The sequence below is a fragment of the Paenibacillus aceris genome, assembly GCF_017874035.1.
Lineage (GTDB): Bacteria > Bacillota > Bacilli > Paenibacillales > NBRC-103111 > Paenibacillus_E > Paenibacillus_E aceris.
The window spans coordinates 49586-64510 of sequence record NZ_JAGGKV010000027.1; the positions used below are offsets into that span (position 1 = coordinate 49586).

A 14925-nucleotide genomic window follows, 5' to 3' on the forward strand; every position below is an offset into this window, starting at 1 on the left:
GAGGATGGTCATGAAAGTTGTATGTGTAGGCTCTGGCTACGTAGGAAGTGTGACGGGAACAGCCTTTGCCATCTTAGGATTTCCGACAATCATTATCGATATGGACGGGCGAAAGGTTAAGGAGATTAACGAGGGCATCAGTCCCATCTATGAGCCGGGTCTGGCGTCTTGTATTGAGCAGATGGTAAACGCCTCGCGGCTTTCTGCCACTCAGACCTACGATTGTGTGTATCAGGCGGATGTTGTATTTATCGCTGTCGGTACCCCATCCAAGCCGGACGGAGCCGTCGAATTGAAATATGTAAGATCAGCTGCGAAAAGCATAGGGGAGCATTTGAATCCCAGTCATTTCACCGTCATCGTCAATAAATCAACCGTGCCCGTAGGAACATCCGACTTGGTTGCGTCGATCATCGAGGAAGTATCCGGATTGGAGAACAACCGTCATTTTGCGGTGGTCAGCAATCCTGAGTTTCTAAGAGAAGGCTATGCGATCGAAGACGTCTTCTTTCCTGAACGGATTATTATCGGCTCAGGCTCGCCTAAGGCGAAGAAAGTGATGCAAAGCCTCTACAAACCGCTTTTGGAACGAACGAATTATGCGGAACTTGCCGAGCACCTAACGTTTGCCAGCAACCATGCAGCGACGAAAACGGTTCTTTTTGAAACAGATGCTAAGAGTGCGGAGCTGATTAAATACGTATCCAACGCTTTTCTCTCTGTAAAAATCAGCTATATCAATGAGGTTGCCCGTCTCTGTGATTCGCTTGGCGCTAACGTCAACGATGTCTCCTTCGGAATGGGGCTCGATACACGTATCGGCAATAAATTTCTCCAAGTGTCCAGTGGATGGAGCGGGAGCTGTTTTCCCAAGGATACGGCGGAAATATTATCCGAGAGTCAGAAATATGGCAGTGAACTTACGCTTGTAAAAGCAGCCATCGACTCCAATATAAGCATGCATGATTATTGCATTCAAAAGATTCAAAGAAGTTTGACGTCCCTAAACAGTAAAAACATTGCCGTTCTCGGTCTCACCTTCAAACCGAATACGGACGATGCCCGTCATACGCAAGCTTCTTATATCATTGGAAAGCTGCTTCAATTGGGGGCAAATGTATCGGTACATGATCCAAAAGGAATGTCCATGTTTCAACAAATGAACAAGGGACTCCAAATCCGTTATTGTGAGCGGCCGATCGATGCGGTTGCAGGCGCAGATGCTCTTGTCCTGCTAACACACTGGGATGAGTACAGGCTGATGAACTGGGAAACGGTTTATAAACTAATGAAGAATCGGTATGTGCTGGATACGAGAAACTTTTTAAAGAAACTGAATCTAAGTGAGTTAGGATTTGCGTATGAGGGCTTGGGACTGCATTAACGATCCAGAAGGGAGTAGCCAATGGGGAGAATTAAGCCTGTTTCCTATGTAAAACCTATGAGCGGGGGGAGATCCTCTCCCCACCTGATTCTGTTCGATGATGGTCATAAATATGTGGTTAAATTTAAAAATAATCCGCAGGGCAACTGGGTGGTCACCTACGAATATATCGTAAATACATTGGCTAAACGGCTTCAATTGCCAATTCCTCAATACAAAGTCGTAAAGATTCGAAGTCAGTTTATTAAAGAGAATAAAGAGCTGGAGAAAATAGGATTTAAACCGGGCAACCAGTTCGCCAGCCAATATATCGAAGACTCTGTTACGTTCCTCAATTTGCCGAGTAACTTGACCAGAGATCAGCTCGTCAACGCCGATCAGATTGCTGGACTTATCGTATTTGACCACTGGATCGGAAATTCCGATCGAAATACGAAAAACTTACTTTTCTTGCCCGCAGATGCAGAGGGAAATCAATACGAGTTCAAGATGATCGATCATGCAAATTGCTTCAACATATCGACGTCGAATCCGGAGCGAAAATTTTTGCCGCTGAAAGTTCGAAAAAAAGAAATATACCGTTGGTGCAACACCCTTTTGGACGACACCAAACAATTAAATTCATACGTAGACAGGATCCTTGAAATTAAAAATGAAGAGATTTACAAACTCATCTATTCCATGTCAAGCGATTGGCTTGTAGATGAGGATGCGAAAGAAAGACTTTACAGGCATATCAAATATGCCAAAAAAGCTTTGCCGAAAACCATTGATGATTATATCAAATGGTACTTAAAAAGAAAGAAATAGACGTAAATAAATATCCGATATGCGGCTCCAGTGGAGGAGTCAGCGTATCGGATATTTGTCATGTGATGCCAGCTATGCTCATGATCTCTCTGAAGTCGTCCATATTTATGGCAATATCCGCGCTCCTGTCATGGGGATCGATATACTCAGGAGGCCGCTCCCCTTCGCCGATGACGTAGTAATGTTTATGTCCGACCAGACTGCTCAGGATGGGATAACAATTGTGAACAAGGCTTGGTGCGCATAATTCGATGATTGTCGTGCCCGGGGGGCTAAACACGGCGTTTGTCAAACCTGCGCCATGCGGGGCAACGATGACTTTGGCTGAAGCAAAGAGCTGAATCTGCTGAGCTACCGTCAAGTCCTCAAGGATGACATATTGAAAGCCGTACGGCTCCAAGGTATCATAAATGTCCGATTCATTAAGCAGCATACGTTTCCTAGCCTTGGAACGGCTTATGAACAATCTTTCGTAGCCTTGAACTGGCTTTATTTTTTTGTTAATCATTAGCTCTTGCTTCAGAAAGTCGGCTGCCCATTTGGGCCGTATGCCTCTGGTGAAGTAAGGAATCACGAGCTGTTTCGCCTGCAAGCACAGTCCCTCGTGGCTTTCAATCACCTTGTCCTTGGGAATGCCAAGCGCTTCCAATGTTTCATATTGAAAGGGGGCGATCTTGGTCCCGTTGATGACGTATTGATCTGGCTTGATTCCGCAAACCTTGAGCATATGAAGACGCGGAAGGACATCCATCATCCAATGATAATAGATGCCGCTGTCCTTGATGCTTAGCAAAGCTATGATGGATGACGTCTGTTTTAGTGCCGGCAAACGGTCTAGCTGAAAGATGGAATGCTCCTCGGGAAGCTTATGCTTTTCTCGCGAATGGCTCCATACCAGCTTGTGATCAGGTGTCATCACATCCGGCTTCGTGCCGTAAATGATCCCTTGGGGGATGATGTCGACAATTCCGTTTCTCTGCTTAAAAGGCTTCCCAGCTTCGGAGAATCGAACTGTCCAAAACGTCGGATCCTCCAAGCCAACGGGCTCGATGAGATCAATGGGATCGCCAAAGTCCAGCTTTTTCATATGCTTTTTTTTACGCAAGCCATTTGCTCGAATCCACTCTTTTACAACCGTGTAATAACCGTCGGGAATGCTCGTTTTGTTCACATTGCCCATGTGCTCACTTCCTTATATATACACTTATTTGTGAACACCGGCTTTCTGCAAAATCTTTGTTAAACCATCGATGTTCACGGTGATATCGTCATACAGGCCTTTCGTATACTTGTGATCTCTAATCGGGCGCTTACCGTCGCCGATCAAATAATAGTAATCGAGTTTCATATGGGCGGCTATGACCAGGTAGTAATCTCTGACATAGTTCGGGGAAAAGATTTCGATCAGCTTCGTTCCGGGTTTCGTGAAGACTAAATTGGCCAATGAGGCGCCATGCGGCGATACGATGATGTCCGCCGATTGAAAAGCCCTGATCTGTTCCGCGAATGACATGGTATCGGGATGGATGCAGTGAAACCCGTGAGATTCAAGACATCTGACAACTTCATCTTCGTTCGTCATCTTGCGCCCGCCTGCATGAGCGCGGCTTACATAAAGCCGTTCATACTTTTTGGAGGTTCCTTTGGTGTTGCAGCCGGATAATTCATCCCGCAGAAATTTGCTGGTCCATTCGGGATAAACATGGACATAGGGCGCCCACTTGGAGTATTTATCAACAACGACCACTTTATTTGCTTTGATGTGGAAGTCCTCGGAAGCAATGATGACTTTCTTCTCAGGAATTCCAAGAGCTCGCAGCATTTCTTTGTACGGAAAGTTCCCGGGAGGGCTGATCACGTATTTATCAATGTTGACCTTACATTCACGGAGAAGCGCAATGCGTGGAAGAACGTCAAACATCCAATGAAAATAGTTATTCGGATATCGGAAGGATAGATAAGCAACGGTTTTATTGAGATAGACCGGTTCGGGCAGTCGGTCCTTGCCGGCAAGAATATGCGGATAGGATATGTGCCGGATGAGTTTATTCTCTGGCGTCAGCACAATACCTCTGGCTCCGTAGATTCTGCCCTTTTTGATCACAGCGGTGTGAATGGTAGGGAACAACGTATCTTCTTTCCACTTTGCACTGCATCTGCGGAAGTACCAGTGGAGCTTTTTTTCAATCGTTTTTGGCTCCGGAAAAGGCACGGATTGGTGGAAATGGAATTGCTTCAATTTATGCTTGTATTTTAAAGATCGGCCCGTCTTAAACCACTGACGGATGGTCTGATAGTCCCTTTTTGAGGGAATCGCTAGGTCTGATTCGGACTGCGTCAATGAGTTTCCACCTCAATCTTCCACTTGTTTTTTTTTACACGAATTTTCCACGTTCCAGGATCAGCTTCTTCATCGCTTCCCTACTCTTCGCTTTTTTGTATTGTTTAAGAATCGCTTCATTCGCATCATGATTCGGGTTGCCTTTCGTGCCTACATAAGGATGCCATAGATGATATACATCGGAACTTAACCGGTGATAGGCTCCGCAGCGCATGTTAACCGATAAGGCAAAGGCAGTATCCTCGCAGCCCCACCCAATAAATCGTTCGTCAAACCCGCCGACCTTTTTGAATGTTTTGCGCGGCAGCACATTTAATTTCCCAGCCCAGCGGGAGAAATCTTTGCGGCGATAGTCCTTGATTTTGACCTTTAATGGCCACTTGGCTTTGCTTTCGTAAATTTTTTTGGAGTTTTCCTCCGAAATGTTTAGCACATCGTGAAAAGGGACGATCCAAGCATAGCGATCGAGGAGTGCAATCGATTGGGTAATGATGGCAGGATCGAAAATGGTATCATTATCGGCCACGACAATGATGTTTCTTGTGGATTGCTTGAAGGCGTTATTGATGGCTTTGGATCTGTTGAAAAGTTCGCTGTTATCCTCTCCGACACAGATTTCGGCATCCGGCATTGCTTTGCTATAAAATTTTTTAATCCATTGGAAAGCGGCATCTCGGGGACCATTGTCTGACTTAAAGGGGATAAGCACAGATACGTCTTGAAACATGAGAAAACCTCCTTAGAGTTTTCGTGAACAACTTTTTCATAAGCATTTGACTAGTCTCGAAAAAGATATTTCCTATATGTAGTATGTTATGCAAATAAATCGATACAGCAGGGGCTGATGTACTAACTTTCTCATTTAGTTTTCATCCATTTAACAATAAATTTACAAATAGATCTTTGAACTAGGAGGTTTGCCCAACACGGGCACTAACTGGTGTAAATATATTGGAGATAGAGGTCTAGAGAGGATGGTGACCCCTGATTGAATATTTTATTCAAGGGCTACTTCTATACGGGCAGCGGCTATGCAGAGGGCAATCGAGCGCTCCTGCGCATTCTTCATGGGTGCGGATATCGTGTTCGTATTGAACCTAGGGACAATGAAGCTGACAAAAAGCTTGCTTTGACAAGCGAGGAAAAGCAGTATTTATCTTCCTTTGAACATACGGAATTAACTTCTAACGATATATTCCTTTTCCGGGGATCTGGCTCAGCGCTTCATACCCGTCCTGATTTTCGCATCAATATTGCGCACACGACGTTCGAAACAGACCGCATACCTGCTTCATGGGTATCTACGTTAAATCAATTCGACGAGGTCTGGGTGCAATGCCATTTTAATATGAAAACATTCGAATTTTCCGGTGTGAAGGCTCCTCTTCGGTTTATTCCCTATTTCTTTAACGATCCGGCTTATCTCCCGCAGGGTGACAAGTTTCCTCTGCCGCTATCTCAAACGTTCAAATTTCTTTCGGTATTCGATTTAATTGAACGTAAGGGGTACGATGTGCTGCTTCGTGCCTATTTAAATGAATTCTCACGAAGCGACGATGTGGCTCTTGTGATCAAGGTCCGGGATCGCGACGGTGTTGAAAAGCTGGAGAGGATGATCGAGGCTCATCCTAAATCCAAAATGGAGCGTCCGCCGGTCTACATCATGGATCAAATGCTCTTAACGCCAGAGCTGCTAAGCCTATATAGGGCTTGCAGCGCTTTTGTACTGCCTACCCGTGGGGAAGGATGGGGCCGTCCTTTCTTTGAGGCGATGCTGATGGAAATGCCGACGATTGGCACCCGTTGGAGCGGGCAATTGGAGTATATGAACGAAGAGAATTCCTATCTCATTCGTGTGAAAAAGTTAATCCCTGTCCGTCTGAAGGATCACCCTGATCCGTCCAAATATGAAGGACATTATTGGGCTGAGCCATCCACGAAAGATGTACAGCGCAAGATGAGGTTCGTCTATGAACATCAGGATGAAGCCAAAGCCTGCGGCAGGAGGGCCCGGCAAGACCTGCTGAAGACGTACAGTTTGCGCAAAGTTGCCAAACATGTAGCCAAAGAAATCAATAAATTCGCCGTTGGTCGTTCCGTTTAATCCATGGCATGGAAGGTGAGTATTCATGAACATTCTCTTGGAGGGTATCTTTTATAACGGACATGGTTTCGCTGAAGGGAATCGCATTCTACTGCGTATCTTGTATCGAGCCGGTTATCAGGTCCGGATACTGGCCAGGGATTCACATGAAAAAAACCTAGTCTTAGATCCTAAAGAAGTTGCCTTCATCTCTTCATTTGAAAAAAACAAATTGCGATCTAACGACATTTACTTATGCAACTTTGTTGGGTCGTCCATTCGATATAATCCGGATTTCCGCATTAATATTGCGCGGACGACATTTGAAACGGATCGCATTCCCGACGACTGGGTACCGGAGCTAAACAAATTCAATGAAGTTTGGGTACAGAGCACATTCAACGTCGACACCTTTGCGAAATCCGGTGTGGAGGTGCCGCTGCGGCTGATTCCCAACTTTTTCGATATTAACGCTTATGATCTCTGCGTAAAGCCCTTATCGCTGCCTGTTTCCAAATCCTTTTTGTTTTTAGCTGTGTTTGATTTGCAGCAGCGCAAAGGCTACGACATCTTGCTCGAAGCCTTTCTAAATGAGTTTTCACAAATGGATGATGTGGCTCTGGTCGTTAAGATCCGAAACAGCGGCGGTATTCATAAATTGGAGAGCATCATCGATGAGCATCATAAATCCAAACGGGAAATGCCAACGATTTATATGATCGATCAAATGCTGACTACGCGCGAGCTGCTCGGATTATATAAATCGTGTCATGCATTCGTCCTGCCTACGCGCGGTGAAGGATGGGGGAGACCTTTTTTTGAAGCCATGCTGATGGAAATGCCTGTGATCGGTACGGGATGGAGCGGACAAACGGATTTTATGAACGAATCGAATGCTTTCCTTGTTCAGGTTGATCGTTTGATCCGAATTAAAAACAGCGATTATCCCATGTTTAACGGTCATCTATGGGCACAGCCTTCTATCCAAGACCTGCAGAATAAAATGAGGTATGTGTTCGAACATGCGGCTGAATCCAAACAAATGGGGAAGAAGGCGCGAAGCGACTTGCTCCGTACTTATAAGCCTAACGAAATTGCTGCGAGAGTGACGAAGGAATTGAATAAGTTTCAGGCAGAGGAAGGTGAGAATAGTGAACATCTTATTGGATGGTAAATTTTATAACGGGCACGGACTTGCTGAAGGGAACCGCATTCTGCTGCGGATACTCGACAAAGCCGGGTATCGTGTGCGTATTTTAGCCAGGGATACGGCCGAAAAGCATAAGGTTCTGCCATCCGATGAAGTGAATTACATCTCCACCTTTGAAAATACACAGTTATCCTCAAACGATATTTATATGTACAACTGGGTCGGTTCGCATGTTCGGTATCAAGCCGATTTTCGTGTGAACATCGCGCGTACGACATTTGAGACGGATCGGATTCCAGATTCTTGGGTTTCAGAGTTAAACAAGTTTAATGAAGTATGGGTGCAAAGCACGTTTAATCAACAGACGTTTACCTCATCCGGCGTGACCGCTCCAATACGCTTAATTCCTAACTTTTTTGACTTGAACGAGTTTGCACCCCAAGGTCCTCTCTTACCTTATGCCTTTCCTCCTTCCTTTAAATTTCTCTCTGTCTTCGATTTAAAAAAACGTAAGGGATACGATGTCCTGCTCAATGCTTATCTGAACGAATTTTCAAAAGACGATCATGTGGCTTTAGTGGTCAAAATCCGGGACAGCAGTAAAAGCGAGAAGATCGAGCAATTTATTGCAGACCATCCTAAACCTCGGAAAGATCGCCCTGCCATCTATATTGTCGATCATATGCTCCAAATGGAGGATATTCTGAAGCTTTACCGGCTGTGCGACGCCTTTGTGCTCCCGACAAGAGGAGAGGGATGGGGAAGACCTTTTTTTGAAGCGATGTTGATGGAAATGCCTGTTATTGGTACGAATTGGAGCGGCCATACCGAATTCATGGATGAGGATAATTCCTACCTTGTGAAGGTCAAAAGGCTGGTCCGCATTGAGAATGCCGAGGATGAACTGTTTAACGGGCATTATTGGGCGGAGCCTTCACTAAAGGATCTGCAGAGAAAGATGAGATACGTTTATGAGCATCCGGAAGAAGCGAAGGCGATTGGCCGCAAAGCCCGCAATGATTTGTTGACCAGATACAATCTGCAAGAAGTAGCAAGGAGTGTAGTTCGGGAAATGGATAAGTACCAGCACTTATTCAAATGAAGCGGAAAGGCGGGGAAACGGATGAATATTCTGCTTGAGGGCATCTTTTATAACGGACACGGACTTGCCGAGGGAAATCGTATGCTGCTAAGGATACTTGACCAAGCAGGATATCGTGTCCGGATAAAAGCCAGGGATCCATCTGATAAATATACGGTACTGCATCCGAAGGAAATCGACTATATTTCTTCCTTTGAGAACAATCGATTACCTTCCAACGATGTCTATTTGTACAACTGGATCGGCTCCTTTGCCCGTTTCAACCCCGATTTCCGCATTAACATTGCCCGAACGACGTTCGAGACGGACCGGATTCCGGACAGCTGGGTGCACGAATTAAACAAATTCGATGAAGTTTGGGTACAGAGCAAGTTCAATCAGACGACATTCACTTCATCCGGCGTAAAGGTTCCTCTACGTCTAATTCCTAATTTTTTCGATTATCGGGGGTTTTCTCCGGAAGGACCCGTATTATCTCTACCGATTTCGAAGTCTTTTAAGTTTTTGTCCGTTTTCGATTTAAAGAAACGCAAGGGGTATGATCTTTTGCTCGAAGCTTATTTGAACGAATTCTCGCAGGAGGATCAGGCTGCATTGGTCATCAAATTGCGCGATAGCCGGCAGACGGAAATCATTGAACAATTCATAAATACTCACCCTAAGGCGAAACGGAAGCGCCCCGGCATTTATATCATTGACCATATGCTGGTGCCTAGCGATATCGTCAGCTTATACCGCGCTTGCGATGCGTTCGTCCTCCCAACGAGAGGCGAAGGCTGGGGGAGGCCTTTTTTTGAAGCTATGCTGATGGAAATACCGGTGATCGGAACGAATTGGAGCGGACATACGGATTTTATGCACGAACACAATTCCTATCTGGTTGATATTAAAGGGCTAGTTCAGATTTCCGGTAATGATAACCCGATTTTTAACGGGCATTACTGGGCAGATCCCTCCATAGCGGACTTGCAAAAGAAGATGAGGCTTGTATGGGCAAATCGGGTGGAGGCAAAGGAGAAGGCCAAAACCGCGAAACAAGAGCTTACGCAGACTTATAGTATGAGGGAAACCGCGAAGAAGGTCATTCATGAAATTGAAAAGTACAGGGGATGAATATGCCTATGACTGCTTATACAATAGCTGTATTTGGTCTTGGTTATGTAGGATGCGTATCGGCTGCCTGTCTGGCCGAAATGGGTAATCAAGTCATCGGTGTGGATGTGAATCTGCACAAAGTGGATCTGATCAATCAGGGAAAGCCGACGATCGTTGAGAAAGGCATAGCTGAACTGGTGGAAGATCAGCACAAACAAGGCCGGTTATCGGCAAGGAGCGACATCCAGACGGCAGTCTCTCAAGCCGATATTTGTCTAGTCTGCGTAGGGACCCCTTCCGATAAAAACGGTTATCCCGATCTCTCCTTTATTCGGCATGTGGCTGATCAAATCAGCGAAGCGATAAAGGGAAGCGAGAAATTTCAGACCATCATCATTCGATCCACCGTGCCTCCTGGAACATGCCGGGAGATTGAACTGAGGATTGCCCGGTCCGGGAAACGTGTAGATGAGGATTTTGCCGTCGTCAGTAATCCGGAGTTTCTGCGTGAAGGCACCAGCATTGAGGATTACTTTAATCCGCCTTATACGTTAATAGGGACTCGAAATGAGAAGGCCTTGGAGATGCTTAGGCAGATCTACAGCCCCATTCCTGCTCCCATTTTGGAGACGGACAGAGAAGTGGCGGAGATGATCAAATACGTGAACAATTCCTTCCATGCTTTGAAGGTCGTATTCGCAAACGAAGTTGCTGCTCTGTGTCATTCAATGAATGTCGACCCGCATACACTCATGGGCTTGTTTGTAAAAGACCGTCATTTGAATATATCGCCAGCCTATCTAATGCCTGGTTTCGCTTATGGAGGCTCCTGCTTGCCTAAGGACCTGAGGGCTCTTAACGCTATGGCGCGTTCGAGAAATGTGGAACTGTCCGTGCTGTCCTCTGTTGAGCGCAGTAATGCGATGTTGATTGAGAGGGCGCTCGACATGATTGTAGCGGAGGGGATGGTTCGAGTCGGTGTGCTGGGCTTGGCCTTTAAATCCGGGACAGACGATTTGCGAGAAAGTCCCGTAGTGAAGCTGTTGGAACGGCTATTGGGCAAAGGCTATGAAATTAAGATTTATGATAACAATGTGCTTACATCCCAATTGATGGGCGCGAATAAAAATTATATCGAATCTACGGTGCCGCATTTGGCCAAACTGCTTGCACCCGATTTGCAGGAAATTAAGGAATTCGCAGATCTCGTTGTTGTAACCCATAAAAACCAGGAGAACCGTGATTTCATCCTGGACATCTTGCCGTCAAAGAAGGTGATCGATTTGGTGCGCATTTTAGATGCTAAGCCAACAACAGATCATTATAAGGGACTGCTCTGGTAAAGGAGCCAAACTTGTTTTTGCCGATGAGGAGTCCCAATACGTATAGAACCGCATATGCTAAAGGGGAAGAACGGAAGACTGAGCCATTGCGAATACAAGGGAGGAATACGTGTGGAGGAAAAGATTACTTCGATGCTGGAGCATATGGCGAAGTCTCAACACAAGCTGGCTGACATCTTGGAGGCCAAACGCTTCATTGTTGCTCATATGGCAGAGATGGTGGGGCAAATACCGGATAAGGATCCATCTTTTGGAGATATCAACCCTTTGATGGAACATTCTCTTGACGTTGCGAAAGGAATAGCCACCTATCTAAATAATCTAGCAGATTTAGAGGATGCTCTGGTGGATAATATAACGCCTATTATGAATATGATGAAGGAAACTCCTAGCTACGAATAAGGATAGAGGTGAAGACAATGGACAGAACGGAAAGCTACTTATCTATCTTGGATGCCATGGTGAAAATCCAGTACAATGTGGCTTTAATATTAGAAGCCAAAGCTGTCCATGCGGAGAAATCCAGAAACTGGATTTGCAATCATTTATCTACAGCTGCCTATGAAGACAACGCAGCGCATGTCAAGGAATCGCAAAACATTCATGCGCAGCTGCTGTCTGTCATTGAAGGGGTTACCAAGATGGAGGTTGCGTTTGCCAAACATATGGGGGTATTGCTTGGAAAAGGCGAGGAGGCTTCAAGCGGAGGTGCGGGTGGCGGCTTCGGAGATTTGTTCGGTGTAGGAAGCGGTATGGAAAAATGAGGTCCGAGGATAGAAAACAACTTATCAAATTGGATTTGTTAGAATCACTGGCTCTCAGTCAACGCGCTTTGGCGCGTATTATTGAGAGTGTGACACAGTGTATTGAGGCTTCACCGCCATTAGCAAAGCAAGTAGCGGAGAACTTAGACATTATTGCGAAATATCAGCAGGTTCTAACGAGAAAGATTACAGGCATACAGATCAGTGAGAAACATACAGGGACTCCAGCGCAGCCGTGGGTGAATCCGCGAGCAAAAGTCCATTCAAAGTCCCCCTCTTCATCTAAGGTTAGATGAGGAGGGGTTATTTTAATTCCATTCCCTTTTGGCAATAAGCAAATTCATCGATCCTTCTAGTCATTCGCCAATTTTTAGCCAAGCTGGGTTCATGCGTATGAATCTACAAACAGGTATTCATAGTATGGAGGAAGGTTAGTGAGAATGACCTATTTAGACAAGTAAGGAGTGAAATCGATGAGGAAAACCTCTGTTGTAAAAACAAGAAAGCAGCTAAAAGATACAGCTCAAAAGCGAATTATGAAGACAAGCGCGAAGAAAAAACAGCCGTTCAAGACGAGGAGATCTTTGCTTAATAAGCCTATGAGAAAAAGACAAGTAGTGCTAGCCACAATGCCGGTAGAACAACCTGTAGGAACATATGAGTTGCATCAGCCTCCAACGTTAACAGAAACAGTTGATCCCGAAGTAATACCGCCATACATCGAACCCCAAGCGAAACCGCAAGTCATCGAACCTCCGCCGAATCCTGCCCCATTGGTTTTACAGAAAGGTGTAAACCTGATCGGTTACATTCGTACGGAAATCGGAATAGGTGAAGCGTGCCGATTAATGGCAAAGTCATTCGACACTGTAGAGCTTCCTTTTGGCATCGTTAATTTTGCTGATCCGGGCGCCAGGTCGGCAAGAAATAAAGATCTGACATGGATTCATAAGGAAATGGATGAGGTCCCGTTTCATGTTAACTTTTTTCATATGAATGCCAGTAATTTACGTGATGCCTATGACCGGCCTTTCCACCCGCTGGGTCGGGAAATTTTTAACAATCGCTTCAATATCGGGTACTGGGCATGGGAACTGCCGGATTTCCCGGATGAGTGGTGCAGCAGCTTTGAGCTGGTCAACGAGGTTTGGGCGCCGTCTCAATTTATTGTAGATGCCGTTAAGATGAAGTCTCCTCACCCCGTTGTGAAAATTCCTCATGCTATTCATGTGAAAAATGACCGTTCATTTGACCGAAAATCTTTTGGGCTCCCTGAAGAGCAATTTCTTTTTTTATGTATGTACGACACGCACAGTACGAAAGCGAGAAAAAACCCCCAAGCCGTTATCAGAGCGTTCAAGAAGGCTTTTCGACCTAGCGATTTGACAGTTGGTTTGGTCGTAAAAGTCAATAATCCAAACTCCAACCCACGGGATCTTGAAGATCTTCTGCAGCAAATGGAAGGTTACTCCAACATTTATCTCATTCAACAAATTATGAACCGTGATCAGGTGGATACGCTGATTAACTCTACGGATTGCTTTGTTTCCCTGCATCGCTCGGAGGGATTTGGCCTTGTCATGGCAGAAGCTATGTACCTAGGTAAGCCGGTTATCGGCACGAATTGGTCTGGAAATACCGACTTCATGAACGCTGACAACTCTTGTCCAGTGAATTATAAGCTTGTTCCGGTTGGTCGGGATATAGGGCCTTATAAAGCGCATCAAGTATGGGCTAAACCAGATACAGAGCATGCGGCTCATTACATGCAGAGGTTGGTTCAGGATACCAAATGGAGAATGGCTATTGCGCATAATGGTAAACAAACCATCCGCTCCGAGTACTCACCTTGGGTTGTAGGTCAACAAGTTAAAAAACGGTTATCTCAGTTAGGACTTATATAAGAAAAGGTAAGAGGGATAAATGTCCCATTTTCATGAAATCTTGCAAAGGGCTTAAACGTATGCCGTGCCCTTCGAAATGGATAAACATACAATGGGAACGAAACTAAATGGCAATTGGCTCAGGAGGACGTGGATATGAAGAAGCGAGTGATACGAAAGAGCTTGAAGCCGAAAGCGAAACCTCGCCTTGCCTCCAAACCTTTATCCGAACATGAATCACCCAAAGTTTCGGTCGTCATACCGGCAATGAATGAAAGCAAGACGTTGGCCGCCGTCATTCGTCAGGCTCGATTGGTACATCCTTTTACAGAAGTAATCGTTGTCTGTAACGGCTCAACGGATGGGACAGAGAACATTGCCAGGAAGATGGGGGCAAGAGTGATATCCTTCAAGGAATCGTTAGGCCATGATGTAGGTCGAAGTATTGGTGCGATGCATGCAAGAGGGGACATCCTGCTGTTTACCGATGCCGATATTGTGATACAGGCGAGGGATTTGAAACCTTTCATCTATGCAGTTGAACGAGGCGTCGATGTGGCGCTGAACAGTTACACAGGCAAAGTTCTTACGGACGAAGTACATCCTGTTGTATTAGCAAAGCATGCTTTGAATCTCGCTCTTTCCCGTCCTGATTTGCGTGGAGCATCCATGACGACAATTCCTCACGCGTTAAGCAGAAGAGCGCTGGAACAAATAGAAGCTAAACATTTATCTGTACCTCCGCTAGCTCAAACGATAGCTATTCGCAAAGGGCTTGATCTTCATAAGGTGCATGAAGTGAATGTGGGTCGGATGAATCCGCGAAGAAGGAAAGCATTCAAGGTAGATCCGCTGCGGCATCTCATTGTCGGAGACCACTTGGAAGCCATCGAATGGTTACTGCAGGATACGAACGAGCGTGGTCTCCAGACAGATTTATCCCGGGATCGATCCTTTGTGGGGTGATGTT

14 protein-coding genes are annotated in these 14925 nt (G+C 45.5%); 11 read left to right on the top strand and 3 right to left on the bottom strand.

Annotation, left to right across the window (positions count from 1 at the left end):
• Positions 1-10 precede the first annotated feature (10 nt).
• Entirely contained in the window at positions 11-1384 is a 1374-nt protein-coding gene (locus J2Z65_RS30320; protein WP_167068061.1) for a UDP-glucose dehydrogenase family protein, read from the top strand.
• Positions 1385-1405: 21 nt separating this feature from the next.
• Positions 1406-2194: a HipA family kinase gene (locus J2Z65_RS30325; RefSeq protein WP_167068065.1), complete on the top strand. Its 789-nt coding sequence runs from the start codon at positions 1406-1408 to the stop codon at positions 2192-2194.
• Between the two features lie 58 nt (positions 2195-2252).
• Here the strand turns inward: J2Z65_RS30325 and J2Z65_RS30330 are convergent, their stop codons facing one another.
• Genes J2Z65_RS30330 through J2Z65_RS30340 form a run of 3 tightly spaced genes read right to left on the bottom strand, consistent with a single transcriptional unit; the run spans position 2253 to position 5262 of the window.
• Positions 2253-3374 carry a glycosyltransferase family 61 protein gene (locus J2Z65_RS30330; protein ID WP_167068068.1) on the bottom strand — a complete coding sequence of 374 codons (1122 nt, stop codon included), beginning with the start codon at positions 3372-3374 and terminating at the stop codon, positions 2253-2255.
• Between the two features lie 24 nt (positions 3375-3398).
• Positions 3399-4535 carry a glycosyltransferase family 61 protein gene (locus J2Z65_RS30335; protein WP_167068071.1) on the bottom strand — a complete coding sequence of 379 codons (1137 nt, stop codon included), beginning with the start codon at positions 4533-4535 and terminating at the stop codon, positions 3399-3401.
• A 34-nt stretch (positions 4536-4569) separates the two neighbouring features.
• Positions 4570-5262: a galactosyltransferase-related protein gene (locus tag J2Z65_RS30340; protein WP_167068074.1), complete on the bottom strand. Its 693-nt coding sequence runs from the start codon at positions 5260-5262 to the stop codon at positions 4570-4572.
• Positions 5263-5523: 261 nt separating this feature from the next.
• On the opposite strand from J2Z65_RS30340, the gene J2Z65_RS30345 reads away from it, so the two are divergent.
• From J2Z65_RS30345 to J2Z65_RS30385, 9 genes are all read left to right on the top strand, one after another.
• The gene (locus J2Z65_RS30345; RefSeq protein WP_167068077.1) at positions 5524-6639 is read left to right on the top strand and encodes a glycosyltransferase family 4 protein; all 1116 of its coding nucleotides are present in this window, start codon (positions 5524-5526) and stop codon (positions 6637-6639) included.
• A 25-nt stretch (positions 6640-6664) separates the two neighbouring features.
• Positions 6665-7792 (top strand): glycosyltransferase, encoded by a 1128-nt coding sequence (locus J2Z65_RS30350; protein WP_167068080.1) that lies wholly within the window; start codon positions 6665-6667, stop codon positions 7790-7792.
• Positions 7770-8870, top strand: a complete 1101-nt coding sequence (locus J2Z65_RS30355) for a glycosyltransferase (protein WP_167068083.1) — start codon at positions 7770-7772, stop codon at positions 8868-8870. The genes J2Z65_RS30350 and J2Z65_RS30355 overlap by 23 nt, the downstream gene beginning before the upstream one ends.
• A 21-nt stretch (positions 8871-8891) precedes the next feature.
• Positions 8892-9983, top strand: a complete 1092-nt coding sequence (locus J2Z65_RS30360; protein ID WP_167068086.1) for a glycosyltransferase — start codon at positions 8892-8894, stop codon at positions 9981-9983.
• 8 nt (positions 9984-9991) lie between these two features.
• Entirely contained in the window at positions 9992-11308 is a 1317-nt protein-coding gene (locus J2Z65_RS30365; RefSeq protein WP_167068089.1) for a UDP-glucose dehydrogenase family protein, read from the top strand.
• Between the two features lie 111 nt (positions 11309-11419).
• Entirely contained in the window at positions 11420-11710 is a 291-nt protein-coding gene (locus tag J2Z65_RS30370; protein WP_167068091.1) for a hypothetical protein, read from the top strand.
• Positions 11711-11727: 17 nt separating this feature from the next.
• Positions 11728-12072, top strand: coding sequence for an alpha-helical endospore appendage domain-containing protein (locus J2Z65_RS30375; protein WP_167068095.1), 345 nt, complete (start codon positions 11728-11730; stop codon positions 12070-12072).
• Positions 12073-12545: 473 nt separating this feature from the next.
• The gene (locus tag J2Z65_RS30380) at positions 12546-13976 is read left to right on the top strand and encodes a glycosyltransferase family 4 protein (RefSeq protein WP_240160063.1); all 1431 of its coding nucleotides are present in this window, start codon (positions 12546-12548) and stop codon (positions 13974-13976) included.
• A 135-nt stretch (positions 13977-14111) separates the two neighbouring features.
• Entirely contained in the window at positions 14112-14921 is an 810-nt protein-coding gene (locus J2Z65_RS30385; RefSeq protein WP_167068098.1) for a glycosyltransferase family 2 protein, read from the top strand.
• Positions 14922-14925 lie beyond the last annotated feature (4 nt).